23 protein-coding genes and 1 pseudogene are annotated in these 23,688 nt (G+C 71.0%); 13 read left to right on the forward strand and 11 right to left on the reverse strand.

What is annotated here, in order from left to right; translation table 11 throughout:
* Positions 1-70 precede the first annotated feature (70 nt).
* The 5 genes from AC0HS0_RS08660 to AC0HS0_RS08680 all read left to right on the forward strand — a co-directional run bounded on the left by AC0HS0_RS08660 (position 71) and on the right by AC0HS0_RS08680 (position 5,917).
* A complete protein-coding gene (locus AC0HS0_RS08660; RefSeq protein ID WP_472963202.1) occupies positions 71-1,078 on the forward strand; it encodes an acyl-CoA dehydrogenase family protein in 1,008 nt (335 codons plus the stop codon).
* Complete coding sequence (locus AC0HS0_RS08665; RefSeq protein WP_472963204.1) at positions 1,072-2,337, forward strand: PIG-L family deacetylase; 1,266 nt, start codon at positions 1,072-1,074, stop codon at positions 2,335-2,337. Before AC0HS0_RS08660 ends, AC0HS0_RS08665 begins: the two co-directional genes overlap by 7 nt.
* Positions 2,334-3,008 carry a glycosyltransferase family 2 protein gene (locus AC0HS0_RS08670; protein WP_472963207.1) on the forward strand — a complete coding sequence of 225 codons (675 nt, stop codon included), beginning with the start codon at positions 2,334-2,336 and terminating at the stop codon, positions 3,006-3,008. The genes AC0HS0_RS08665 and AC0HS0_RS08670 overlap by 4 nt, the downstream gene beginning before the upstream one ends.
* A 91-nt stretch (positions 3,009-3,099) precedes the next feature.
* A complete protein-coding gene (locus AC0HS0_RS08675) occupies positions 3,100-5,460 on the forward strand; it encodes an arylsulfatase (RefSeq protein ID WP_472963208.1) in 2,361 nt (786 codons plus the stop codon).
* Positions 5,461-5,557: 97 nt separating this feature from the next.
* Positions 5,558-5,917: a DUF7882 family protein gene (locus AC0HS0_RS08680; RefSeq protein ID WP_472963210.1), complete on the forward strand. Its 360-nt coding sequence runs from the start codon at positions 5,558-5,560 to the stop codon at positions 5,915-5,917.
* A gap of 4 nt (positions 5,918-5,921) precedes the next feature.
* Here the strand turns inward: AC0HS0_RS08680 and AC0HS0_RS08685 are convergent, their stop codons facing one another.
* The 4 genes and pseudogenes from AC0HS0_RS08685 to AC0HS0_RS08700 form a co-directional block, all read right to left on the reverse strand.
* Entirely contained in the window at positions 5,922-6,707 is a 786-nt protein-coding gene (locus AC0HS0_RS08685) for an enolase C-terminal domain-like protein (RefSeq protein WP_472963211.1), read from the reverse strand.
* Between the two features lie 46 nt (positions 6,708-6,753).
* A pseudogene (locus tag AC0HS0_RS08690) lies at positions 6,754-7,056 on the reverse strand (enolase C-terminal domain-like protein); the annotation flags it as partial.
* Complete coding sequence (locus tag AC0HS0_RS08695; RefSeq protein WP_472963212.1) at positions 7,053-10,100, reverse strand: FAD-binding and (Fe-S)-binding domain-containing protein; 3,048 nt, start codon at positions 10,098-10,100, stop codon at positions 7,053-7,055. The pseudogene AC0HS0_RS08690 and the gene AC0HS0_RS08695, both read right to left, overlap by 4 nt.
* Positions 10,101-10,121: 21 nt before the next feature.
* Positions 10,122-10,469, reverse strand: coding sequence for a hypothetical protein (locus AC0HS0_RS08700; protein WP_472963213.1), 348 nt, complete (start codon positions 10,467-10,469; stop codon positions 10,122-10,124).
* Positions 10,470-10,619: 150 nt separating this feature from the next.
* Here AC0HS0_RS08700 and AC0HS0_RS08705 point away from each other — a divergent pair, with 150 nt between their 5' ends.
* From AC0HS0_RS08705 to AC0HS0_RS08715, 3 genes are all read left to right on the forward strand, one after another.
* Positions 10,620-11,636, forward strand: coding sequence for an SDR family oxidoreductase (locus AC0HS0_RS08705; protein WP_472963215.1), 1,017 nt, complete (start codon positions 10,620-10,622; stop codon positions 11,634-11,636).
* 49 nt (positions 11,637-11,685) lie between these two features.
* Positions 11,686-12,546, forward strand: coding sequence for an NAD-dependent epimerase/dehydratase family protein (locus tag AC0HS0_RS08710; RefSeq protein WP_472963217.1), 861 nt, complete (start codon positions 11,686-11,688; stop codon positions 12,544-12,546).
* A gap of 113 nt (positions 12,547-12,659) precedes the next feature.
* Positions 12,660-13,109, forward strand: coding sequence for a hypothetical protein (locus tag AC0HS0_RS08715; protein ID WP_472963218.1), 450 nt, complete (start codon positions 12,660-12,662; stop codon positions 13,107-13,109).
* Positions 13,110-13,130: 21 nt separating this feature from the next.
* Here the strand turns inward: AC0HS0_RS08715 and AC0HS0_RS08720 are convergent, their stop codons facing one another.
* A complete protein-coding gene (locus tag AC0HS0_RS08720; RefSeq protein ID WP_472963219.1) occupies positions 13,131-13,661 on the reverse strand; it encodes a GNAT family N-acetyltransferase in 531 nt (176 codons plus the stop codon).
* 77 nt (positions 13,662-13,738) lie between these two features.
* Between AC0HS0_RS08720 and dcd the strand changes: the two genes are divergently transcribed.
* Together dcd and AC0HS0_RS08730 are read left to right on the forward strand one after the other, a co-directional pair.
* Positions 13,739-14,344, forward strand: coding sequence for a dCTP deaminase (gene dcd, locus AC0HS0_RS08725; protein WP_472963221.1), 606 nt, complete (start codon positions 13,739-13,741; stop codon positions 14,342-14,344).
* Positions 14,345-14,366: 22 nt separating this feature from the next.
* Entirely contained in the window at positions 14,367-14,894 is a 528-nt protein-coding gene (locus AC0HS0_RS08730) for a hypothetical protein (RefSeq protein WP_472963224.1), read from the forward strand.
* A 124-nt stretch (positions 14,895-15,018) separates the two neighbouring features.
* Here AC0HS0_RS08730 and idi read toward each other — a convergent pair whose 3' ends face one another.
* Together idi and AC0HS0_RS08740 are read right to left on the reverse strand one after the other, a co-directional pair.
* A complete protein-coding gene (idi, locus tag AC0HS0_RS08735; protein ID WP_472963226.1) occupies positions 15,019-15,573 on the reverse strand; it encodes an isopentenyl-diphosphate Delta-isomerase in 555 nt (184 codons plus the stop codon).
* Positions 15,574-15,640: 67 nt separating this feature from the next.
* A complete protein-coding gene (locus AC0HS0_RS08740; RefSeq protein ID WP_472963228.1) occupies positions 15,641-16,702 on the reverse strand; it encodes a hypothetical protein in 1,062 nt (353 codons plus the stop codon).
* A gap of 56 nt (positions 16,703-16,758) precedes the next feature.
* Between AC0HS0_RS08740 and AC0HS0_RS08745 the strand changes: the two genes are divergently transcribed.
* Entirely contained in the window at positions 16,759-17,472 is a 714-nt protein-coding gene (locus tag AC0HS0_RS08745) for a MarR family winged helix-turn-helix transcriptional regulator (protein WP_472963230.1), read from the forward strand.
* Between the two features lie 97 nt (positions 17,473-17,569).
* On the opposite strand, the gene AC0HS0_RS08750 is transcribed toward AC0HS0_RS08745, so the two are convergent.
* The 4 genes from AC0HS0_RS08750 to AC0HS0_RS08765 form a co-directional block, all read right to left on the reverse strand.
* Positions 17,570-19,009: an MFS transporter gene (locus tag AC0HS0_RS08750; RefSeq protein ID WP_472963232.1), complete on the reverse strand. Its 1,440-nt coding sequence runs from the start codon at positions 19,007-19,009 to the stop codon at positions 17,570-17,572.
* 49 nt (positions 19,010-19,058) lie between these two features.
* Entirely contained in the window at positions 19,059-19,691 is a 633-nt protein-coding gene (locus tag AC0HS0_RS08755) for a DUF2461 domain-containing protein (protein WP_472963234.1), read from the reverse strand.
* Between the two features lie 48 nt (positions 19,692-19,739).
* Positions 19,740-20,348: a signal peptidase II gene (locus tag AC0HS0_RS08760; RefSeq protein WP_472963236.1), complete on the reverse strand. Its 609-nt coding sequence runs from the start codon at positions 20,346-20,348 to the stop codon at positions 19,740-19,742.
* Between the two features lie 109 nt (positions 20,349-20,457).
* A complete protein-coding gene (locus AC0HS0_RS08765; RefSeq protein WP_472963238.1) occupies positions 20,458-21,183 on the reverse strand; it encodes a GTP pyrophosphokinase in 726 nt (241 codons plus the stop codon).
* Positions 21,184-21,266: 83 nt separating this feature from the next.
* Between AC0HS0_RS08765 and AC0HS0_RS08770 the strand changes: the two genes are divergently transcribed.
* Positions 21,267-22,874 (forward strand): MFS transporter, encoded by a 1,608-nt coding sequence (locus AC0HS0_RS08770; protein WP_472963241.1) that lies wholly within the window; start codon positions 21,267-21,269, stop codon positions 22,872-22,874.
* A gap of 23 nt (positions 22,875-22,897) precedes the next feature.
* Positions 22,898-23,527 carry a pyridoxal 5'-phosphate synthase gene (locus tag AC0HS0_RS08775; RefSeq protein ID WP_472963243.1) on the forward strand — a complete coding sequence of 210 codons (630 nt, stop codon included), beginning with the start codon at positions 22,898-22,900 and terminating at the stop codon, positions 23,525-23,527.
* The last annotated feature ends 161 nt before the right edge of the window (positions 23,528-23,688 follow it).

A 23,688-nucleotide genomic window follows, 5' to 3' on the forward strand; every position in this document is an offset into this window, starting at 1 on the left:
GCTGCGCACACGGACGGCCGGGCCGCGCAAGGGGGTTGAACGCGCGCGCTCCCGGACGACTGTGGATGTCATGGAGCAGGCCGGGATCATGGGAGTCGCGGCCTACGTCGATGCCGCAGCGAGCTCCGGCGGAAGCGTCGCACCGCTGCTGGAGGTCCTGCGGGCGACGCCGCCCGGCACGTTGCTGCCGCTTCCGGGCTCGGGCCGGACAGCGGAGCGCTTCCGCGGGCTCGCCCGGATCGCCGCCGTGGATGTCACGGCCGCCCGGGTGATCGAACCGCACCTCGACGCGGTGGCGATCCTCGCGGAGGCCGATGCGCCGGAGCCGGAGACCGGCACGACCTGGGGCGTGTTCGCCGCCGAGTCGCCCGGCGACGTGCTGGTCGCCCGCCCGGAGCAGGACCGGTGGGTGCTGCAGGGCCGCAAGCCCTGGTGCTCGCTGGCCGCGCGGCTCACCAGCGCGCTCGTCACGGCGACCACTCCCGACGGCGCTCGCCGCATGTTCGCTGTCTCGCTGGGAGCGCCCGGCGTCACCGTCGAACCGGCTCAGTGGGTCGCGCGGGGCCTCGCGGAGGTCGTCAGCGGGCCGACCTCCTTCGACAACACGCCGGCGCGACCTGTCGGAGGCGACGGCTGGTACCTCGACCGGCCCGGCTTCCGCTGGGGCGCGATCGGGGTGGCCGCCTGCTGGTGGGGCGGCTGCCTCCCGGTCGTCGACGCTCTCGTCGCGCGGACGCGCAAACGCCCGGACGACGCGCTCCTCGCCGCACGCGCCGGCGCACTGTACCGTCGCCTCGACGCCGGCCGGCTGGCCCTGGACGACGCGGCGGCGCGGATCGACTCGGGCGACGTGCCGGATGCGGCCGTGCTCGCCCACGCCGTGCGCGGCACGGTCGCCGACGCGGTCGTCGCGACCCTCGACGCTGCGCGCGACGTCCTCGGCCCGGCGGCGCTGGCGTTCGACGAGAGCCTGGCGCGGCGCTGCGCCGACCTCGAGCTCTACGTCTCCCAGTACCACCGCGGCCGCGACGACGCGTCGCTGGCGGGTCGCCTGACGGGAGGGCTGCTGGCATGGTGAGCTTCGACCCCCGCGTCGCGACGACCCCGTTCGACGCCTGGGAGGACACGCCCCGCTGGGAGTCCGTGCCGCGTCGAACCGGCGAGTGGCTCGCGGGCTACACCCGGATCGTCGTCTTCTCCGCGCACCCCGACGACGAGACGCTCGGGGTGGGCGGCCTCCTCGCCCTCGCCGGTGAGCGCGGCATCGACATCTCGGTGGTCGTCGCGACGAACGAGCGGGAGGAGCGGGTCGTCGAGCTGCAGACCGCGCTGTCGCTGCTCGGGTCGACCACCGACCTGACCGTGCTCGGCCTGACCGACGGGGGCCTCAAGCACGAGGCCGATCTGCTCCGGGATGGGGTCGACCTGGCTCTCGCGTCCCGTCGCGGAGACACCACTCTGGTACTGGCGCCGTGGCCGGGCGACCGGCACGGCGACCATCGGACGCTCGGCCGCGAGGTGGCCGCCGCGTGCGCGGTGCACGGCGACGATCTCCTGCTGTACCCGGTCTGGCTGTGGCAGTGGGGTTCGCCCGACGACCTGCCGTGGGAGCGGGCGAGCGAAGTCGAATTGACCGCATGCGCCCGGGCGCGCAAGCGTGTCGCGCTCTCGGCGTTCGCGAGTCAGATGCACACGGCGGCGAGCCCCGACGGTGTGCTCACCGAGGCCTTCGTCGAGCGCGCCGTGAACGGCAGGGAGGTGCTGTTCGAGCCGGAGGCGAGCGTCGTCGAGGACCACTTCGAGGCGTTGCACCGGGCGAACGGCGACCCGTGGTCGGTGCGCACCCGGTGGTACGAGCGACGCAAGCGCTCGATCACGTGCGCGGTCCTCCCGCGCGAGAGCTACCGCCGCGGGTTCGAGATCGGGTGCTCGATCGGCGAGCTCTCGGCGCTGCTCGCCGCGCGGTGCGAGACGCTCGTGAGCGCGGACAGCGCTCCGACGGCGGTCGCGCTCGCGACCGAGCGGACCGCGGACCTCCCGAACGTCGCGATCGAGCGCATGCGCGTTCCCGAGCAGTGGCCGGACGGGCCGTTCGACCTGATCGTCGTCTCGGAGGTCGCCTACTACCTCGCCGCGGACCAGTGGGCGGTCACGATCGACAGGATCATGGGATCGCTCGCCGAGGGCGGCCACGTGGTGCTCTGCCACTGGACGGGTCACGCGGACGACTTCGCCCAGTCGGGGTGGGACGCCCACGCCGCATTCGCGAACCGCACAGGGCTGCGCGTGCTGGTGCAGCACCACGACGAGGAGTTCCTCCTGGAGGTCTTCGGATGACGGTCGATCACGTGCTGATCGCCGTGCCCGCGCGCGACGAGGAGGCCACGCTCGCGGACTGCCTCCACTCGATCGAGGTCGCCCGCAAAGCAGTCGCCGTCCCGTCGTCCGTCGTTCTCGTGCTGGACGCCTGCACCGACGGTTCGGCGGAGGTCGCCCGTCGCTTCGCGAGCACCCTCGTGATCGAGCGGGATCACGGGAACGTCGGCCGCAGCCGTCACGACGCGGTCGTCGCCGGCTGCGCCGCCGCAGGCGCCCCACCGGAGCGGACCTGGCTCGCGTTCACCGACGCCGACAGCGCCGTGCCGCGCTCGTGGCTGCGGGAGCACCTCCGGACGGCGAAGGAGGCCGACGCGTACGTCGGCGCGGTCGTCCCCCGGCTGACCGACCTCGACGAGCTCCGCCGGCGGGCATGGGAGCGCACGCATCCCCCCGGCGCGACCCTCGGTCACGTCCACGGCGCCAACCTCGGTGTCCGAGCAAGCGCCTACTTCGCGGTCGGCGGTTTCCTCCCGCTCTTCGTCGGCGAGGACGTGGACCTGGTCGCGCGCCTGCGGGCCGCCCACCACGCCGTCGCCGAGAGCGAGCGTCATCCCGTCACAACGTCGAGCCGTCTCGTCGGCCGCGCGCCCGACGGTTACGCCTCCTATCTGCGCGGCCTCCCGACCTGACCGGAACACCTCTAGACGCGGAGGCCCCTCCCGGTCGACCATCTCCGGTGAGACCGATGGGCACGACGAGGTTCAGTGAGGGGTGTCGACGATGGCCGACGATGTTCAGAGGGCAGTGCTTCCGATCCCGGATCGGCGGTCGGCCGCCTTCACGACCTTCGACGCGAAGGACCCGGACACCGCGTATCCGCCGATCACGCGGCTGCGGCCACCTGGGGGCGCCCCGAACGTCCTGATCGTGCTGCTGGACGACGTCGGGTTCGGCGCGTCCAGCGCGTTCGGCGGCCCGGTGGACATGCCGACGGCCGAGCGTCTGTCCGCGGTCGGTCTGCGGTACAACCGGTTCCACACGACGGCGCTGTGCTCGCCGACGCGCGCGGCCCTGCTCTCCGGGCGCAACCACCACGCGGTCGGGATGGGGTCGATCACCGAATTGGCGACGAGCGCCCCGGGATACTCGTCCGTCCGGCCGAACTCGATGCAGCCGCTCGCGGAGATCCTCCGCCTGAACGGCTACGCGACGGCGCACTTCGGCAAGTGCCACGAAGTGCCGCAGTGGGAGACCAGCCCCGCCGGCCCGTTCGACCGCTGGCCCAGCCCCGGCAACGGGTTCGAGCACTTCTATGGGTTCATCGGCGGCGAGACGAACCAGTACTACCCGGCGCTCCACGAAGGCACGGCGCCGGTCGACCCGCCGCGGACTCCGGAGGAGGGGTACCACCTCACCGAGGACCTGGCCGATCGGGCGATCGAGTGGATCCGCGAGCAGAAGGCGCTGGCGCCCGACAAGCCGTTCTTCGCCTACGTCGCGACCGGCGCGACGCACACGCCGCACCACGTGCCCGCCGAATGGTCGCAGAAGTACCGCGGGAGGTTCGACGACGGGTGGGACGCGCTCCGCGAGCGCACCTTCGAACGCCAGAAGGAGGTCGGTGCGATCGGCCCGGACGCCGACCTGACCGGCCGGCCCGACGAGATCCCCGCCTGGGACGACATGCCCGACGACCTCAAGCCGGTGCTGCGCCGGCAGGCCGAGAACTACGCCGGCTTCCTCGCGCACACCGACCACCACATCGGCCGGCTGATCGACGCCCTCCAGGAGCAGGGACTGCTCGAGGACACGCTCGTCTTCTACATCATCGGGGACAACGGCGCCTCCGCGGAGGGTGGCATCGATGGCACCTTCAAGGCGATGGTCTCACCGAACGGCGGCGACGACCTCCAGACCGCCGAGGTCATGACCGCCGAACTCGACAAGTGGGGCGGCCCCGAGTCGTATCCGCACTACGCGGTCGGCTGGGCGCACGCGTTCTGCACGCCCTATCAGTGGACCAAGCAGGTGGCGTCGCACTGGGGCGGCACCCGCAACGCGACGATCGTGCACTGGCCCACGGGGATCGCCGACGGCGGCGGCTTCCGGTCGCAGTTCTCGCACGTCATCGACGTGGCGCCCACCGTGCTGGAGGCCGCCGGCATCCCGGCGCCGTCGACGGTGCACGGCGTGACCCAGGAGCCGATGCACGGCACCAGCATGATCCCGACGTTCGCCGCCGCGGAGGCGCCGGAGGCGCACGACACCCAGTACTTCGAGATGATGTGCAACCGCGGCATCTACCACCGCGGCTGGTCGGCCGTGACGAAGCACCGCACGCCCTGGCACTTCACCGGCAGCGGGCCGGCGTTCGAAGACGACGTCTGGGAGCTCTACGACGGCGGCACCGATTGGACGCAGGCGCACGACCTCGCCGCCGAGCAGCCCGAACGGCTCGCGGCCCTGCAGCGGCTGTTCTTCATCCAGGCGAGCCGGTTCGGTGTCTTCCCGCTCGACGACCGGCTGCTCGAACGGCTCACGCCGAGGCTGGCCGGCCGCCCCGAACTGGTCCAGGGCGACGAGCAACTGCTCTTCGCCGGGATGCGCTCGCTGACCGAGGACAACGTCGTCGGCCTCAAGAACCGGTCGCACTCGATCACGGCCGAGGTGGTCATCCCCGACAGCGGTGCGGAGGGCGTGATCGTCGGGCAGGGCGGCCTGACCGGAGGGTGGGTGCTGTACCTGAAGGACGGCGCGTTCGCCTACGCCTACAACTTCGTCGGCTACCAGATCACGCGGATAGCGGCTCCGGAGGTGGTCCCGCCGGGCGAGCACCAGCTCCGGATGGAGTTCGCCTACGACGGCGGCGGCGTCGGCAAGGGCGGAACGGTCACCCTCTTCGTCGACGGCGCGTCGGTCGCCTCCGGACGGGTCGAACGCACGCACATCACGTCGTTCAACCTCGACGAGACGAACGACGTCGGGCGCGACGCGGGCACCCGCGTGGTCCCGGACTATCCCCCGACCGGAAACGACTTCACCGGGACCATCCGTGTGATCCGCGTGGTCGGCGGCGACGACGCCCACGACCACCTCGTCGAACCGGAGCTGCTGCACTTGACGGCCATGCTGCGGCAGTAACCGGCGATTCCCCGGATTCGGACCCCCTCGGGGCATCGACTTTCTGCGCGAATCGGATCACACTTGCGCGTGAAAGGAGTGCCGAGGGAGGTTTTGCATGGGCTCGCTGATCTACGACTCGAACGTGATCGAGTTCGAGGACCGATTGCTGCTGCACCTGCAGATCGTCATCGTCAACAAACTGCGCAGGCGGGAGAGCTTCGCCATGTCGTGGCGCGACGCTCCGGAAATCGGCGACGGCCGTTCGACGATCTGGCTCGACCCGTCCATCCCTCTCTACTTCAAGTTCTCCGGCTCGCGGACGCCCAGCGTGAACCGCGACTGGATCGAGCTCCTGGCGGAGTCGGCCTCCAGCTCGAGTGGGCTGGTCGTCGTGGACGAGGACGGTCGTCTGGAGACCGCCGGCCGCGGAATGGTCGTGTCGCCGGCGCTCCAGCACGCGGGCGGCCGGGCATAGCTGGTCACGGGTGGGATGACGGGATTCGGGTTCCCTCCATCCTGCCCGTGGCCGGGTGGTCCCGCAGCGCCAGCCCGTGACCCGGGCGACGATCAGGCGTGAGCGTCCCGTCCACGAGCGGCAGGGTGCCTGAGAACACCTCCTTCTCGAGCCGCGCGTGGTCGTGGAAGTACTCGAGGTGCCGGAAGCCGCGGGTCGCGCAGCCTGCGTGCGCGGCGAGCTGCGGCGCGCAGTGCGCCGACACCGGGACCCCGTGAGCCGCGGCGAGCGAGCTCAGCTGCAGCCAGCCGCTGTAGCCGCCGCAGCGGGTGATGTCGAGCTGGAGGCAGTCCACCGAACCGAGCAGGGCCACCGCGTCGGACGGCCGGTACACGTACTCTCCGGCCGCGACGTCGGCCACAGCGCCCGCGCGCACGGCGGCGAGCTGGTCGGGGTAGTCGGAGCTCACCGGCTCCTCGAACCAGGTCACGTCGAAGTCGCGCAGCGCGCGCTCCACCCGGAGCGCCTGGCCGACGTCGTAGGCGCCGTTGGCGTCGACGAACAGTCCGACGCCGGGGCCGATCGCCTGCCGGGCGACCTGCACCCGGTGGAGGTCGCGCTCGATCCGTGTGCCCCACGACTCGCCGATCTTCAGCTTCACCCACCGGCAGCCCTCGCGCGCCCAGCCGGCGAGTTGATCGCGCAGGCGCTCGTCGTCGTACGTCGTGAATCCGCCGCTGCCGTAGACCGGCGCGGACGAGCGCACACGGCCGAGCAGGTCGGCCAGCGGCAGGCCCAGCGCCCCGGGCACGAGCGTCCCACAGGGCGACGTCGACGGCGGACAGCGCGCACGCTCCGATCCCCGGGCGCCCCGGGTTGCGGAGGACGTGCTCCAGGTCGGCGACGATCGCCCCGAGGTCCGTGAGCGACCGGCCCCGCACGACGGGCCCCAGCTCATCGTCGACCACCGTGGCCGCCGCGGCCGAGCTGTACGTGTAGCCGAGCCCGGTCACGTCGCCCGCCCGCAGCAGGACCACGACGAGAGTCGTGCTCTGCCACGAGGCCGTGCCGTCGGCCTCCGGCGCGTCGGTGGGGATGCGGAACACCCGCGTCCCGACCTCATCGACGGCCGGGAGCGCCCCGGTCACGCGGGCGCTCATGACCGTTGCTTCACCCGGTCGGACGACAGTGCCCGCTCGACCGCCGGGGCCGGGATGCGCTCGGCGGTCCGGCCCGGTCGGTCCACCCGCGCCGGGGTGCCGCGGCGGGCGCCGAGCTGCAGGGCGAGGACCTCCGCGAGATGCAGTGGCCGCGAGGCGTCGCCCAGACCGGCGGTGCCGCCGAGCTGCTCGACCTGCGTGCGGCAGCTGAAGCCGTCGGCGATCACCCGGGCTCCCGCACCGGCCTCCCGGATCGCGGGGAGCAGCGCGTGCTCGGCGGCCGCCGCCGATACGTCCAGGTGGCCGCGCTCGAAGCCGAAGTTGCCCGCGAGACCGCAGCAGCCCTCCACCGTGGTCGTCTCGATCCCGGCCTTGTCGAGGATCGCCTGGTCGGCGCCGAAGCCGCCCACCGCGTGCTGGTGGCAGTGCGGCTGCACGACCGCCGTGCCCCCGATGTGCGGAGGGGACCAGTCGGGCGTCCGCTGCAGCAGCTCCGCGAAGGAGGTCGCCCGCTCGGCGACCGCCGCGACGTTCGGGTCGTCCGGCAGCAGCTCGGGTGCGTCCGAGCGGAAGACCGCGAGGCAGCTCGGCTCCAGCCCGACGAGGGGTACGGCGCCTTCGGGGGAGTCGGCGTGGCCGAGTGCGTCCGCGAGCACTTCGGCGGTGTGCGCGAGCATCCGGCCGGCCGTCGCGAGCTGGCCGGTGGAGATCCAGGTCAGTCCGCAGCAGAGGTGTCCCGGCGGGAGGATCACCCGGTAGCCGGCGTCCTCCAGCACGGTGACCGCGGCGCGGCCGATGGAGGGGTGGAAGTTGTCGGTGAAGGTGTCCGGCCAGACCATCACGTCGCCGAGTGGAGCGGGAGGCGCGGGCGGGCGGGCGGCGAACCAGTCGGTGAAGCGCTGCGGGGCGAACCGCGGCACCGGCCGGTCGGGCTCCACCCCGCCGAGCCGTTTGGCGGCGCGGGAGAGCCCGGGGATGCGCGCGAGCCGGTTCACCAGCGACGGCGCGACGCTCGCGATCCGGGCCCAGATGGGCAGCCAGCCCATCGTGTAGTGCGCGGCCGGGCGCAGCCTCCCCTCGTAGTGGTGCGAGAGGAACTCGGCCTTGTAGGTCGCCATGTCGACGTTCACCGGGCAGTCGGTCTTGCAGCCCTTGCACGACAGGCACAGGTCGAGGGCGTCGAGCACCTCGGTCGAGCGCCAGCCGTCGGTGATGGGGCTCTCGCGGTACTGCCCCTCCAGCATCTCGAAGAGCAGCCGCGATCGGCCGCGCGTGGAGTGCTCCTCCTCGTTCGTGGCGCGGAACGACGGGCACATGACGTTGCCGCTGTGGCTGCGGCAATTGCCGACGCCCACGCAGCGGAGCGCCGCGCGGTCGAACCGGCCGCGGTCCTTCGGGTACGAGAAGTGCAGCTCGACGTCGACCTTCGGCCCGTAGCCGGCGCCGAGGCGGAGGTTCTCTGTCGGCTGGTACGGGTGCACGACCTTGCCCGGGTTCATCCGGTTCTCCGGGTCGAACAGCGCTTTGAAGCGCTCGAACAGCTCCACGACCTCCTCGCCGAACATCACCGGGAGCAGGGCTCCGCGCGACTGCCCATCACCGTGCTCGCCCGAGAGCGACCCTCCGTAGCGCGCCACCAGCTCGGCCGCGCGCTGGATGAAGGCGCGGTAGTGCGCGATCCCCTCCTCGGTGACGAGGTCGAACGGAATGCGGCAGTGCACGCAACCCTGGCCGAAGTGCCCGTAGCGCGAGACGTTCTCGTACCCGAACTCGTCGAGGAGGGCGCTGAAGTCGCGCAGGTAACGGCCGAGGTGCTCGGGGGGCACGGCGGCGTCCTCCCAGCCCTCCCAGGTGTCCTGGCGGTCGGGGATCCACGCGGTCGCGCCGAGGCCGGCCTCGCGGACCTCCATGATCTCCTTCTGGTGGGCCTCGTCGTCGAACTCGCGATCGTGCGGCACGACGTCGCGGTCCTGGAGCGCGGCGACCATCGCGCGCGCCTTCTCGTCCGACTCCTCCTTGGTCTGGCCGCCGAACTCGACCACCAGCCAGCCGTCGCCCTCCGGGAGCAGGTGCAGCGCCTCCACGTTCTGCCGCTTGGTCTTCTGATCGTTCACGAGCACGCTGTCGAGGCCCTCGATCGTGAGCGGGTCGTGCGCGGCGATCGCGGTCGCGGCGTCCGCGGCGTCCTCGATGCTCGGGAAGCCCAGCACGAGGAAGGTGCGGGTCGGCGGCACGGGCACGAGGTCGAGCTCGGCGCGCAGCACGGTGACCAGGGTGGACTCCGAGCCGACCAGCGCCTTCCCCACATCGAACCCGAACTCCGGCAGCAGCGAGTCGAGGTTGTAGCCCGAGACCCGGCGCGGGATGCGCGGGTAGCGCTCGCGGATCAGGTCGCCCTTCGTCTCGGCGAGGTCGCGCATCGCGGTGTAGAGCTCGGCGACCCGGCCGCCGGCGTGCCGGATGCGCTCGAGCTCCGCGGTGGAGGTCGGGCCCGCCCAGAACCGGTCGCCCGCGTAGGTCAGCACCTCCAGGCGGCGTACGTTGTCGACCGTCTTGCCGTACGCCTGGGCGCTCGACCCGCAGGAGTTGTTGCCGATCATCCCGCCGAGCGTGCAGTGCGAGTGCGTGGCCGGCTTCGGCCCGAACTGGAGGCCGTGCGGCGCGAGCACCGCGTTCAGGTCGTCGAGCGCGATGCCGGGCTCGACGGTCGCCGTGCGCGCGTCGGGGTCGACCGAGAGCACGCGGTTGCAGTACTTGCTCCAGTCGATGACGATCGCGTGGTTGGTGCACTCGCCGGCGAGGCTCGTGCCGCCGCCGCGGCTCAGCACCGGTGCGCCGTGCTCCCGGCACACGGCGATGGCCTCCACCGCCGCCTCGACCGTGCGCGGCACCACCACGCCGATCGGCAGCTGCCGGTAGTTGGAGGCGTCGGTGGAGTAGGTCGCCCGGCTGCCGTCGTCGAAGCGCACCTCCCCGTCGACCCGGTCGGCGAGGGCGTCGGCCAGGGTGCGGACGTCCACGCCGCCCGAGGTGATCGTGCTCATCGTTCAGCCCCTTCGCCCGGGTCAGTCCTCGTCGATCTGCTCGAGGAGCTTCTTCGACGCCTTCGCGATGTCGTCGTGGTCGTTCTGCGCGGCACGGCTCTCCAGCGAGATCACGGCGCAGCGGTGGGTCTTGCGGAAGTCGCCGTAGGGGAAGCTGAACCGCCCCTTGGTCTCCGCGCTCGCCTCCGCGTCCTCGCCCAGGTGCCAGAGCGCGTACTCGTCCCAGCCGTGCTTCTCGATGAAGGCGTTCTCGTCGTCCGCGCTCGGCGCGTGCTCGCTCCAGTCGTCGCGCTCGTCATGGACGACCGAGCCCTTCTCCACGAGGGAGCGGGCGTGCTCGAGTGCCTTGCGGTTCAGCTTGACGGTCATGTTCGAACCTTCCTTGATTGTCCCGACGCCTCGAAACGGATGCAATGCCCGCCTGTGCGGGAACGCAAGGGGTTGACCGGATTCGGAGGTCGCGCGGAGCATCCCCATCGAGAAGAGAACGCAACGGGGGACCGAGAGTGAGGAGTGCGGATGAACGGGATCGACACCCTGGAGGGCGCCGTCGTCGTCGTGACGGGCGCGAGCGGAGGCGTCGGCCGCGCGGCCGCCGTCGAGTTCGGGCGCAACGGGGCGAGCGTGGCGCTGCTCGCCCGCGGCGAGGCGGGACTCGACGGTGCGGCCGAGGAGGTGCGCGCGGCGGGCGGCCGGGCGCTGGTGGTGCCTGTCGACGTGGCCGACGCCGACGCCGTGGAGGCCGCCGCGGAGCGCGTCGTCGCCGAGTGGGGACGCATCGACGTGTGGGTGAACTGCGCCTTCTCGTCCGTCTTCGCCGAGCTCGGCAGGATCGAGCCCGACGAGTTCCGCCGCACGACGGAGGTCTCCTACCTCGGCTTCGTGTACGGGACGATGGCGGCGCTGCGCCGGATGCGCCCGGCAGGCCGCGGCACGATCGTGCAGATCGGCTCGGCGCTCGCCTACCGCGGCATCCCGCTGCAGTCGGCGTACTGCGGCGCCAAGCATGCGATCGTCGGGTTCACGGAGTCGGTGCGCACCGAGCTGATGCACGACCACAGCGACGTCGCGATCACGATGGTGCACCTGCCCGCCATGAACACGCCGCAGTTCCGGTGGCTGCTCTCGCGGCTTCCGAACCAGGCGCAGCCGGTGCCTCCGATCTACCAGCCGGAGGTGGCGGCCCGTTCCATCGTCCGGGCGGCGGTGCACCCGCGGCGCGCGTACTGGGTGGGCATCTCGACCGTGCAGACGATCATCGGCAACCGGCTGATCCCCGGCCTCCTCGACCGATACCTCGGCGCGACCGGCTATCAGTCGCAGCAGACCGACGAACCGCGGCCGGCCGATCAGCCCGCCAACCTGTGGGAGCCGGCGGACCGGACGGTCGACCACGGCATGCACGGGCCGTTCGGCGACCGGTCCAAGACGACCAGCGTCCAGGCCTGGGCATCGCGCAACCGGCGGGCGCTGGGCGCGGTGGGGGCGGCGCTGGGCGGGGTGGCCCTGATCGCCGCGGCGTCCCGTCGCACGTGATCGCCCGTCAGCCGGACCGCGGCTCGACCCCTGCTCGTATGATGCGCGCATGAGGATTCTGATCACGGGTGGCGGAGGCAACGTCGGTCGCGGATTGAGCGGTCCGCTGCTCGAAGCGGGGCACGAGCTGGTGGTCTCCGACATCGTGAAGCCCGCGTGGCTCGACCGGCATCCCGAGATCGTCTTCCACCAGGTCGACGTGCAGATCGGTGTCGGGTTGGAGCGGGCGGCGCGGGGCTGCGACGTCATCGTGCACACCGCGGCGTGGCATGGCATCCACACCGGCGTGCGCACGGAGGTCGACTTCTGGAGGCTGAACGTCGACGGCACCATGTGGATGACGCAGGCGGCGGTGGCGACGGGGGCGCGAGTCCTGTTCCTGTCGTCGCAGGCGTGGCACGACCACTACGACAAGTACGGCTTCACCAAGCGCATCGGCGAGGAACTGCTCGCGTACCAGCACCGGCGCTCGGGCCTGTCGTACGTGGCCCTCCGCCCGGCGGCGTTCACACCGTGGACCGATGACTGGCCCCAGGAGTACGGCGCGCGCCTCCTGGGGATCGGCGTCGACCGGCGCGACGTCCTGCAGGCGGCGCTCCGCAGCATCGACTATCTGGCCCGGACCCCCGGCGCAGAGCTGATCGTCGACGCGGTGCGCCCGAACGCGTTCGCCGCGGAGGACATCGCCGGCTGGGAGGCCGACCCGGTGGGAACGGCCGAGCGTCTCTTCCCCGGCGCCCGAGAGGTCGTCGAGCGCTTCGGCCTGGACATCTCGGCGACACCGCAGCTGCAGCCGACCGCGGGCTGGGACGAGATCGGCTACCGGCCGGAGCACCACTTCGGGACGTTCGTCGACGAAATCCGCGGGATGGACGCCGACGAGGCGCGGGGGCTGGTCTGCCCGTACTGAGCGGACACATCCCGCTGGGCAGTACTCCCCGGAGAGTAGCGGGATCTACTCCACTCACCTCCTGACAGCACCCGCTCGCGCGAACAGAATGGGCGTGACGAAAGGGGACGCCGATGTCCACGATCCCGAACTCCTCCGCTCCTGCCTCCACCGGTGCCGCCGCCGACCTGGTGCGGCGCTCCAGGGAGGCCCTCAGCGCGCTCGCCGTCCAGTTCCTGCTCGGGATGGGCGCGAACCTCATCGGCAGCCCCGACGAGAACGACGGCGCCGCCCGCGTCTTCGCGAGCATCCTCGTCGGCCTCCACGGGCTCGTCGGCATCGGCCTCATCGTCGTGGCTGTTCGGGTCTGGACGACCACACGCCGCGCGGGGGTCGCCCAGCGTGCCGGGCTGTGGGGATTCGTCGTGATCATCCTGACGTTCCTCGCCGGCGTGGGCACCCTGTTCACCGGGAGCGACTGGCTGTCGTTCGTGATGTCCGTGGGATTCGTCGCGGCCGCCGCGCTGTACATCGCGGTCGGAGCGGCGGCGCTGGTGCGTCAGCGGTCGACCGTCGCGGACTGATCGGGGCGGTCGAGCCCGTGCTCAGGCCCCCAGCTCGAGCATGAACGTCAGCAGTTCCAGTTGCCGGCCGTCGGGGAGGACGATCACGTCCTCGCGCTCCGACTGCCTGCTGAAGCCCAGCTTGCGGTAGAGGGCGTGCGCGCCCAGCATCTCCGGTCCGCTGTTCAGCACGACCGCGCGCTGTCCGCGACGCCGCGCCTCCGCCATCGCGAAACGGGTCAGCTCGACGCCGATACCACGCCCACGTGCGGAGGGGTGGGTGGCCAGGAGGCGGAAGTAGAGCTCGTGCGTCGCGATGCGCCCGTGCTGGTCGTGCCCGGCGCGCAGCACGGCGATCGTGCCGAGGAGCGCACCCGTGGCCTCGTCCTCCGCCACGAAGAAATCGAACGCACCGAGGAGCGCCTCGGGGTGCCGCAACTGGTGACGGTAGTCGTCGGAGAGGTCGGTGTAGTCGTGCGAATACGCCGCGTAGGTGAGCTCGCCGATCGCGGCGTACTCGCCGTCGACGGCCGGGCGGATCCGGACGGCGGCTGTCGGGACGGTGGTGCTCATCGCACCAGGCTACGTCACGCATCCGACCGTTACGGCGGCGCCGACGTCGGCGGCGCCGCACCCGGTAGGCTGAGCGCGTGCTTCTCTCGGATCGTGACATCAAGGCAGAGCTGGGCGCCGGGCGCATCGCGCTGGAGCCGTACGAGCCGGCGATGGTGCAGCCGTCGAGTATCGATGTGCGGTTGGACCGCTTCTTCCGCCTGTTCGACAACCACAAGTACCCGTTCATCGACCCGGCCGAGGACCAGCCCGAGCTGACCCGGCTCGTCGAGGTCGACCCCGACCAGCCGTTCATCCTGCACCCCGGCGAGTTCGTCCTCGGGTCGACGTTCGAGCTGGTCAGCCTTCCCGACGACGTCGCCGCGCGGCTCGAGGGCAAGAGCTCGCTCGGGAGGCTGGGTCTGCTCACGCACTCCACCGCGGGCTTCATCGATCCCGGCTTCTCGGGTCACGTCACGCTCGAGCTGAGCAACGTCGCGACGCTGCCGATCAAGCTCTGGCCGGGCATGAAGATCGGCCAGATGTGCTTCTTCCGGCTGACCTCGCCGGCCGAGCGCCCGTACGGGTCGGCCGAGTACAGCTCCCGGTACCAGGGCCAGCGCGGCCCGACGGCCTCGCGCTCGTACCTCAACTTCCACCGCACCGACGTGTCCGCGACCGAGGCCGGACGACCGTCCACCTGATCCAGAGCCGAGAGGGCTGCCCATGAGCGAGTCGACCGATTCCCTTTTCGCGCGAGCCCTGATCGCCTCCGGACCGACGCCCGAGCGTCCTCAGCGGATGCAGCTCTTCGGGCAGCTGGTCGGCAGCTGGCGCGCCGACGTGCGCTTCCTCGACGAGACGACGGGCGAGTGGCGCGACTCCGTCGCGGAGTGGGTGTTCGCCTACACGCTGGGCGGTCGCGCGGTGCAGGACGTGCTCATCGTGCGCGACGAGGACGACCCGGGCCTCATCGACGGCCGCGGTTCCACGATCCGCGTCTACGACTCGACGCTCGGTGCGTGGAGGGTGAGCTGGTTCGGCGCGGCGGCCGGCGACTTCTGCACCTTGGTCGCCACGCCCCACCGGCGCGACGGGATCCGCCAGGACGGCACGCAGACCGACGGCCGGCCGATCCGCTGGAACTTCTCGAACATCACCGACGACGCGTTCGAGTGGGACGGCTGGGTCTCGAACGACGAGGGCCGCACATGGTGGCTCGAGCAGCACATGTCAGCCACGCGCGCGGGCTGACCCGGTGCGGACGTGCAACTGCTTCCCGGGTTAGCTGTTTCGCGCCCGAATGGATTCGGTTCTCGGCATACGCGGAGGCAGTTATCCACAGTCAATTACACAGGTGGAAAATAATGAGAGCGACTCACAGCTGACCTGAAGCTTCGGGTGCGTCGTCCGCATAGAGCGCGGGCAACTGCAGCGTCAGCCACGGGCTGAACGCCCAGGGAGTCAGGTCGACCGCAGCCAGCAGGACGCGCGGATCGACCCACTCGAACTCGGCTACCTCCGCCGCGACCGGGTGGAGGTCGCTCGCGATCGTCGCCGTGTAGACGGGGCAGACCTCGTACTCGACGATGCCGGCCGCGTCGGTGGCGCGATACCGGAACTCCGGGAGCACCGCGACGAGGTTCTCGACCGTCGTACCGAGCTCGTCGAAGGCGCGGCGGGCGATCGCATCCTCCATCGTCTCGCCCGGGGCGGGATGCCCGCAGAACGAGTTCGTCCAGACGCCGGGCCAGGTCGCCTTGCCGAGCGCGCGCCGGGTCACGAGGATGCGGCCCTCGCCGTCGAACACGTGACAGGAGAACGCAAGGTGGAGGGGCGTGTGCGTCGTGTGCACGGTCGCCTTGTCCGCGGTTCCGATGGGAGTGGTGCCGTCGTCGGCGAGCAGCACGACCTCTTCGCGCGGTGGCGTCATGCGTCCATCCTAGGCTCGGCGGTCTGAGGGGCGGGGCGGCACCGGTGCGGTGCCGTCCCGCGTCCGATCAGTCGGTGGCCGGGTCGTCGCTGCGGCTGTCGCCCTCGGGAGTGTCTGTCGCCTGCTCCTGCTCCTCCGCCTGCTGCTCCGCCTGCTGCTGGGACTCTGGAGTCCAGCCGAGATTGCGGGCCATCGCCTGCAGCGTCGCCAGCGTGGTGGCCAGGTCGGCGGGGTCGATGCCGTCGGAGACGGAGGCGCGGAGGGCACGGATGCGCTCGAACGCGGCGTCGTGAGCGGAGCGTCCCTCGTCGGTCAGCGTGGCTGCATCGCCGTCGAACCAGACCCACCCGCGCTCGACGAAGTCGGCGAGGACGCGATCGACGCCTCCGCGGACGTGGTCGCGGCAGGCGCCGCGGCCCGCGAACGGCGGCCGGCCGAAGCCGGGAGCGTATCCGTGGGCCTGGCCGTAGGGGCCGTGCCCGAACCGGCCGGGTGCGAATCTGCCCGGGCCGAACGGAGTTCCGCGCTCGAAGCCGCGGACGAATCCGCGCTCGAACCCGCGCTCGAACGCCTGCTGCGAACCATGCCCGCCCGAGTGGTGCTCATGCTCGTGGTGCTCGTGGTCGTACTCGTGCTCGTGGTGCTCAGGGTGGTTCTGGTGCTCGGCGCCGTGTTCGTGTTCGTGCTCGTGGTGGTCGCGCGGGTCCGAGTGCGGGTGCTCCCGGTCGTGCTCCATCCACGAACGGTACATCTCCTGCCGGCGCTCCCATTCGCGGCGCATCCAGTCCGGACGTCCGCGCCATTCGCGACGGCCTGCTGAAGACGCGTCCGTGCCGTGGTCGGTGTCGTGTTCTTCGTGCCGGCTCCGATCTTCGAAGCCGTGCCTGTCGTGCCCACCGTGGCGCTCACGGTGATCGGGCCGGCCCCCGCGGCCGCCGTGGCGGGGAAGGGCGGCGGCCAGGTCGTCCGCGGTGGCGGGACCGTCAGCAAGCGTGTGCAGGATGCGCCACCCGCGGCGGCCGAGGTCGAGGTCGTGGAGTTCGTCGCGCATCCGGTCGCGGAGGCGCGCATTGAGCTCGCCGAACCAGTAGCCCGGCGGCGTGGTGTTCGAGTCGTCGATGTTCGTCATCGAAAGACCCCCTTCTTTTTCTATGTACTGTTACAAGTAAATGTATAGTTACATGCATGGGTGAGGATCGTCAAGAGCAGAGCGGTTCGCCGCAAGCGGACATCGTGTCGCTGATCGAGCGGTCGCTGGTGGCGGTGCGCCGCGACCAGTCGCGTCGTAGACCTCAGGGACCGTGGGGAGGGCAGGGCCCGTGGGGGCAGAGCGGATATCCCGGCCACCACGGCGATCACGGCCCGAGCGAGCACAACCACGGCGACCATGCGCACGGCGACAACGGCCACGACAGTGCGCACGGCCACGACAGTGCGCACGGCCACGACACTGCGCACGGCTGGGGGCAACGTGGCCCGTGGGGCGGCTTCCCCGGGCCGTTCGGAGACTCCGCCCGGCCGGGTCCCGGCCGGCGGGGCCGTGACGGGTCCCTCGGCCGCATCGCGCGCTTCCGCATGCTGGAGGCGCTGGCCGCCGCCGAGGCGGAGGATCGCCAGCTCTCCGTCAGTTCTCTCGCGACCGCGATCGGCGTCGATCAGCCGCGCGCGAGCCGGCTGGTGCAGGAGGGCGTCGAGCGCGGACTGGTGCGTCGGGTCCCCGACCCCTCCGATGCTCGGCGGGCGCTCCTGCAGCTCACGGCGGCCGGCCGCTCCCAGCTGGGCGACGTGCAGAGCCACCGCCGGTCGGCCGTGGAGGCGGCACTGGCCTCCTTCACGCCGGACGAAGCGCGCACCTTCGCCGAACTCTTCGACCGGTTCGTGCGGGCCTGGCCGCGCTGACCGCTGTCGCTGACGGAGGACATCCCGGGCCGGTCAGGCTCGCAACACCTCCGTCGACTGCTTTCGGCACCGCAGCGCGGCGGATATCCTCCGGAATCTACCGCGGCGACCGCACCGGCAGCAGGAGCAGCAGCCCGACCAGCAGCACCAGCACGATCCCGAGGATGCCCCAGTACTGCGCGCCTCCGATCGCGACGAACATCGCGAACAGCAGCGGGGCGACGAACGAGACCGCCCGGCCGCAGGTCGCGTAGAGGCCGAACACCTCGCCCTCGCGTCCGGAGGGGGTGATCCGGGCGAGGAACGTGCGGCTCGCCGACTGGGCCGGGCCGACGAACAGGCAGAGGATGAGGCCGAACACCCAGAAGATGATCGCGCCGGAGTCATGCAGGAAGAACACCGCGAGCCCGGCGATGACCAGCCCGACGAGCGCGGTCACGATCACCGGCTTGGCGCCGAAGCGGTCGTCGAACCGTCCCGACAGGATCGTGCTGACGCCGGCGACCACGTTCGCGGCGATGGCGAACACGATCACGCCCGACTGAGTGAAGCCGAATGTGCCCTTTGCGAGGATGCCGCCGAAGGTGAAGACGCCCACCAGCCCGTCGCGGAACAGCGCCGACGAGATGAGGAACATCACCGTGTTGCGGCTCTCCCTCCACAGCACCGCGATATCGCGGAACAGCAGCCGGTAGGAGGCGAAGAAGCCGACGCGCGGGAGGCGCTGGTTCGCCGGTGCCTCCGGCACGCGCAGCAGCACCGGGATCGACAGCGCGAGCGTCCAGATCGCCGCGACGATCGCGACCAGCCGGTAATTGAGGCCCTGGTCGGTGGTGACGCGGAGGATGCCCCCGGTGCCGTCGCCGTTGGGCGACGCGAGCAGCACGAGCACGATGACCAGCAGCAGGATGCCGCCGAAGTAACCGCTGGCCCAGCCGAGTCCGCTGACGCGGCCGACCGTCTTCGGGGTCGAGACCTGCACGAGCATGGCGTTGTAGTTGACGGTCGCGATCTCGTAGAAGACGGTGCCGACGCCGACGAGCACGACCCCGAACAGGAAGAACGCGGGCTCGCCGACGACGAAGAACATCAGCGCCGTGACGACCACGACCACGCCTGTGTTGATCCCGAGCCACAGCTTGCGGCGCCCCGACCCGTCGGTGCGGCGGCCGAGCACCGGCGCGAGGATCGCGACGACGATGCCGGCGATGCCGATGCCCCAGGCGAGTCCGCTCGAGAGGTCGGCGATCGCGACGGTGACGGCGTGATGCGCCGGCCCGGAGGCGTCCTTCTCCGCATCCTGGGCGGAGAGGAGCGCGGGCGAGATGAAGTACTCGCTCGTCAGGTAGACGGTGAAGACGAAGGTCGTGATGACCGCGTTGAAGGCGGCGCCGCCCGCATCCCACAGAGCCCACGAGGCGACCCAACTGCGCGGGATGCGCCGTTCCGTCGAGCTGTCTCCGAAGAGCGGCGCTGCCGCCACGAGGGCGTCGCCGTCGCCGCCCGATCCGGCGCTCGCCGGCCTGTCGCTGGTCATGGGGACAGCGTAGGGCGTGGCGGGGAACAGGCGGTGAACGCGCGCGGGGTCAGTCCGGCGAGCCGGTCACGTTGGCGCGCAGCCAGACGGTCAGGGGTGCGCTGTCGTCGAGGAACGCCGCGATCCGCTCGGCGGCCTCCGGGCTGGCGAACCAGTCGGGAACGCCCCAGTCGGCCCAGGTGATGATCCCCTTGTAGCGCAGCAGTTCGGCGCGGGGATGCGCGGAGTCGAAGCCGCGCGGGGAGGTCTTGAGCGCCTCCGGGATCTCGATGCCGACGTCCTTGGCCCGCAGTGCTGAGAGAGCGGCCTCCAGCTCGGCGCCCGTGCGGGGTGCGTCGACCGCGCGCCGGTAGCGGTCGAGCTGCTCTTTGTCGAGGTGGTACGCGCCCGCGCCGCCGGCCACGCCTTCGGCGGAGACCTGCACGTAGCCCCCGCGCTCGAAGGTGAGCGCCGCGTGCGTCTTGTACGGCGACTTGTCGGGTGAGAACCGCACATCGCGGTACGGCCGGAACAGCCGGGCCGGCCCGAACCGGGGCTCGAGCGCGGCGGCCAGCTCGTGCATCGGCCCGGCGACCCGCGACTCGTACCGGTCGCGGTTGGCCAGCCAGAACGCGCGCTCGTTGTTCAGGGTCAGCTCGCGGTAGAACGCGATGGCGTCCTCGTCGAAACCGGTGAATGCCATGGCCCGATCGTACGCGGCGAGTGGTACCCGAGATTTGCGCCCGGTGTTCTAAGAGGTGGTGGGCGCCGAGTCGCGGTGATGCCGGGGGCCGCCGCGCAGCGGCACCCCGGCCACCGCGAGCACGAGCGCGAGGAGGGCGCCGAAGAAGATGGCGACGTCCGCGACGTTCCCGATGAACCAGTTCGCGTAGGCGATGAAGTCGACGACATGCCCCTGGCCGAACGAGGGCGCACGGAACAGCCGGTCGCCCAGGTGCGTGACCGCGCCTCCGAGCAGCAGCCCGAACGCGACCGCCCACGAACGCGAGCCGACCAGCCGCGAGAACCAGAGCAGCGCGATCACGGCGAGCGCGGCGACGATCGTGAACACCCAGGTCTCGTTCACCAGGAACGAGAACGCGGCGCCCGAGTTGTACGTGAGCTGAAGCCCGAGCAGCGTGCCGATCAGCGAGTGGTACTCGCCCTCCTTGAGTGTGGAGGTCGCCCAGAGCTTGGTGAGCTGGTCGGCGAGCAGCACGATGAGGGCGATGACCAGGATGATGACGAGCGCGCGCGATCGGCGCCCGTGGAACGCCGCGGCGTCGTCCGCCCGTGTGGTGTCCGCGTCTGCCGCCTCCGCCGCCATCGGGTCGTTCACGGGCTCGTCGCTGTCGGTCACCCCGACATCCTCGCATGCACGCGCGCGCGGTGGAGCTCAGGGCAGCGCGGAGCGATGCCGCGACCCCAGCGCCGAGGGAGCCTGCGACCGAGGGTCCCCCTTCGAAGCCCTACACCGACACCGGCAACGCGTAACTCACGCCGCCGCCGTCGCCGCGCACCTGGCGGTGGATGTCCTCCATGGTGATGTCGAGTTGCCCGGCCGTGCCCGCGGCGGCGGTGAGGTCGCGCAGCAGCGTCTCCGGGACCTCGCCGTCGTACTTGTAGTAGATCTTGTGCTCGAGGCTCGCCCAGAAGTCCATCGCTACCGTGCGCAGCTGGATCTCGACCGGCACGGCGACCGGGCCGCCGCTGAGGAACACAGGCACCTCGATGATGACGTGGAGGCTCTTGTAGCCGTTCGGCTTGGGGTGCGCGATGTAGTCCTTCACGCGAAGGACCCGCACGTCCTCCTGCGCGGTCAGCAGCTCGAACACGCGGTACACGTCCGAGACGAACGAGCACACGATGCGCACACCGGCGATGTCGGTGATGGCTTCGCGGATCGCGTCGAACGAGGGCTCGCAGTTCTTGCGGATCACCTTCTGCTCGATGCTCTCGGCCGACTTGAGGCGGCTGGAGATGTGCTCGATCGGGTTGTACTCGTGCAGTTCGGCGAACTCCTCGCGGAGGATGGACACCTTGGTCGAGATCTCGTCGATGCCGAACTTGTACGGCATGATGAACCGCGCGAAGTCCTCCCGGAACGCCTGCACCTCGCTCAGCGTGGCGGGATCGATGCTCTGCAGCGCTTCGATCGCCCGGGTCGAGAGCAGCGGGGCGGGGTCCGGATCCATGTCTTCGACGCTATCCAGACGGGTTGTGCGGACGGTGTGAATCCACTGTCGCCAAACCCCGGACGGTGTGTCACCGTGTGCGCATGAGTGCCCAGGGATCCGCGGGAAGCGGAGGTGGCGGGAGCGGCGCTGTCGTGCCCTTCAACTTCCGCCTTGCGATCCTCCTCGCGATGGCGATGTTCGTGCTCGTGGTCGACACCTCCCTCATGAACGTGTCGATCTCCGCTGTCGTCCACGACCTCCACACCACCGTCAGCGGCGTGCAGGGCGCGATCGCGTTGGAGGCTCTGGTCTCGGCGGCGTTCATCCTCATCGGCGGCAAGACCGGCGACCTGATCGGCCGCAAGCTCGCTTACATTCTCGGCCTGCTCGGCTACGCCGTCGGCGCCATCGCCATGACGCTGGCGCAGAACCTCTCGGCGATCATCGTCTTCTGGGCGCTCATCGGCGGCATCGGCGCCTCGCTGCTGCTGCCGGCGATGCAGTCGCTCATCCACGGCAACTTCGAGGGCGCCCACCAGAAGCGCGTCTACGCTCTCGTGGGCGCGTCCGCCGCCATCGCCGCCGCGGTCGGTCCGCTGCTCGGCGGGTTCATCACCACCTTCTTGTCGTGGCGCGTCGGGTTCCTGCTGGAGGCCGTCATCATCGCCGTCGTGCTGGCCGGCATCGGCCTGGTCAAAGACGTCCCGTACACCGGCTCCCGGTCGATCGACCTGGTCGGCGCGCTGCTGTCGGTCGTTGGGATGGGCGGCATCGTCACCGGCATCCTGGTCTGGCAGGAGGGTGGCGAGTACGTCCTCCTGCTCATCGTGATCGGCGTGGCCGCGCTCGCCGGGCTGGTGTTCTGGCTGCGCTCCCGCAGCCGGCGCGGCAAGGCGACGCTGCTCGACCCCGCGCTGTTCTCGTCGAAGCTCTTCCGCAGCGGCGTGAGCGGGCAGCTGCTGCAGCAGGTCTCCCTCGGCGGAACGATGATCGCCCTGCCGATCTACCTGCAGATGGTCCTGGAGTACAACGCGCTGCAGGCCGGCCTGTCGATCGCACCGCTGTCGCTGAGCATGTTCGTCGTCGCCCTCCTGGCCGGCCGCGCGGCCAAGGGGAGGCCGGCCAACCTGATCCTGCTCGGGTTCGTGCTCTCCGTGGCCGGCATCGTCATCCTGCTGCCGATCGTGCCCATCGCGACGAACGGCTGGTTCCTCACCGTGCCGCTGATCATCTCGGGCGCCGGCCTCGGCCTCCTCGTCTCGCAGCTCAACAACTACACGCTGTCGCCGATCAGCGACGAGCGCGTCAGCGAGGCCGCCGGTGTCAATTCCGCGGCCGGGTCGTTCGGGCTGTCCTTCGGACTGGCCTTCGCCGGCGCGATCATGCTCGCGACGCTGGCCTTCACGTTCACGTCGATGGCGAACGCCAGCACCGTGCTCCCGGCCGACGACAAGCAGCAGGTCGCCACGGCGCTCGAGGAGGACGCGCAGGTGATGTCGAACACCCAGCTCGAGAAGCAGCTCGCCACCGAGACTCCCGCGGTCCGTGCGGAGGTCGTCCGCATCAACACGGAGGCGCGGCCGATCGCCCTGCAGGTCGCCCTGCTGGTGCCGCTGGTCGCCGGCCTCCTGGGCGCGGGCAACGCCCTCCGGATGCGCCGCCTGCCCGACCCTGCGCCCTCGGACAGCGACGCCCCGGTGCTCGGCTGAACGGATCCGGGTACGGTCGGGGCATGTCCGACTTCCTCGCCGGCGACGCCGGCCTCGTTCTGCCCGCCGCGGCCGATGCGCCGGCCGACCCCGGAGAACTCGTGGCGGACTGGCTGGCGCTGGCCCAGCGCCGCGGCGTTCCGGAGGCGCTTGCCGCGACGCTGGCCACGGCGACGCCGGACGGCGTGCCGTCGTCGCGCACGCTGCGCCTCGCGGAGCTCACGGCCGACGGCGCCGTGTTCGGCACGTCGTCGACCAGCAGAAAGGGCCGGGACCTTGCCGCCAACCCTCGCGCCAGCCTGACACTCTACTGGCGCGAGCTCGCTCTGCAGCTGCGCCTCGACGGCCCGGTGGAGGTCCTGAGCGCTTCCGCCTCCGATGCCCTCTTCGCCGACCGGCCGCCCGCCGCCCGCGCTGCGACGGTCGTCTCGCGGCAGGACGAGCCGCTCGCCGGCCTCTCGGAGCTGCGCGAGCGCGCGGAGGCGCTGCTCGCGGCGGGCCATCCGATCGAGCGCACAGCCGACTGGCTCGGCTATCGGCTGGTGCCGTCGTCCATCGAGTTCTGGCAGGGCAGTGCCGACAGGCTGCATCGGCGGTTGCGTTTCGAGCGCCGCCCGGACGGAGGGTGGGACGTGGCGGGACTTCAGCCCTGACCAGGGAATATTCTCGTCACTCCCAAAGTTGAGCCAGATGTACTCAAGTTTTGGGATTTACGGCTTGACAGCATCCCCGCCAGGATGACAGGCTTGAGCCGTCGAGGCTCAACTCTTGACCCCAGACTTACACGGCACACGAAGCCAGCAACAAAGGAGAG

Source organism: Leifsonia sp. PARNA 1/14, assembly GCF_055720965.1.

Excerpts from the sequence above, each read along its gene's own strand:
- AC0HS0_RS08705 (WP_472963215.1), top strand. The coding sequence starts at position 10,620 with ATGAACGGGATCGACACCCTGGAGGGCGCCGTCGTCGTCGTGACGGGC.
- AC0HS0_RS08665 (WP_472963204.1), top strand. The coding sequence starts at position 1,072 with ATGGTGAGCTTCGACCCCCGCGTCGCGACGACCCCGTTCGACGCCTGG.
- AC0HS0_RS08720 (WP_472963219.1), bottom strand. The coding sequence starts at position 13,661 with ATGAGCACCACCGTCCCGACAGCCGCCGTCCGGATCCGCCCGGCCGTC.
- idi (WP_472963226.1), bottom strand. The coding sequence starts at position 15,573 with ATGACGCCACCGCGCGAAGAGGTCGTGCTGCTCGCCGACGACGGCACC.
- AC0HS0_RS08695 (WP_472963212.1), bottom strand. The coding sequence starts at position 10,100 with ATGAGCACGATCACCTCGGGCGGCGTGGACGTCCGCACCCTGGCCGAC.
- AC0HS0_RS08710 (WP_472963217.1), top strand. The coding sequence starts at position 11,686 with ATGAGGATTCTGATCACGGGTGGCGGAGGCAACGTCGGTCGCGGATTG.
- AC0HS0_RS08700 (WP_472963213.1), bottom strand. The coding sequence starts at position 10,469 with ATGACCGTCAAGCTGAACCGCAAGGCACTCGAGCACGCCCGCTCCCTC.
- AC0HS0_RS08770 (WP_472963241.1), top strand. The coding sequence starts at position 21,267 with ATGAGTGCCCAGGGATCCGCGGGAAGCGGAGGTGGCGGGAGCGGCGCT.
- AC0HS0_RS08765 (WP_472963238.1), bottom strand. The coding sequence starts at position 21,183 with ATGGATCCGGACCCCGCCCCGCTGCTCTCGACCCGGGCGATCGAAGCG.
- AC0HS0_RS08740 (WP_472963228.1), bottom strand. The coding sequence starts at position 16,702 with ATGACGAACATCGACGACTCGAACACCACGCCGCCGGGCTACTGGTTC.
- AC0HS0_RS08670 (WP_472963207.1), top strand. The coding sequence starts at position 2,334 with ATGACGGTCGATCACGTGCTGATCGCCGTGCCCGCGCGCGACGAGGAG.
- AC0HS0_RS08715 (WP_472963218.1), top strand. The coding sequence starts at position 12,660 with ATGTCCACGATCCCGAACTCCTCCGCTCCTGCCTCCACCGGTGCCGCC.
- AC0HS0_RS08680 (WP_472963210.1), top strand. The coding sequence starts at position 5,558 with ATGGGCTCGCTGATCTACGACTCGAACGTGATCGAGTTCGAGGACCGA.
- AC0HS0_RS08750 (WP_472963232.1), bottom strand. The coding sequence starts at position 19,009 with ATGACCAGCGACAGGCCGGCGAGCGCCGGATCGGGCGGCGACGGCGAC.
- AC0HS0_RS08775 (WP_472963243.1), top strand. The coding sequence starts at position 22,898 with ATGTCCGACTTCCTCGCCGGCGACGCCGGCCTCGTTCTGCCCGCCGCG.
- AC0HS0_RS08730 (WP_472963224.1), top strand. The coding sequence starts at position 14,367 with ATGAGCGAGTCGACCGATTCCCTTTTCGCGCGAGCCCTGATCGCCTCC.
- AC0HS0_RS08675 (WP_472963208.1), top strand. The coding sequence starts at position 3,100 with ATGGCCGACGATGTTCAGAGGGCAGTGCTTCCGATCCCGGATCGGCGG.
- AC0HS0_RS08745 (WP_472963230.1), top strand. The coding sequence starts at position 16,759 with ATGGGTGAGGATCGTCAAGAGCAGAGCGGTTCGCCGCAAGCGGACATC.
- AC0HS0_RS08755 (WP_472963234.1), bottom strand. The coding sequence starts at position 19,691 with ATGGCATTCACCGGTTTCGACGAGGACGCCATCGCGTTCTACCGCGAG.
- AC0HS0_RS08660 (WP_472963202.1), top strand. The coding sequence starts at position 71 with ATGGAGCAGGCCGGGATCATGGGAGTCGCGGCCTACGTCGATGCCGCA.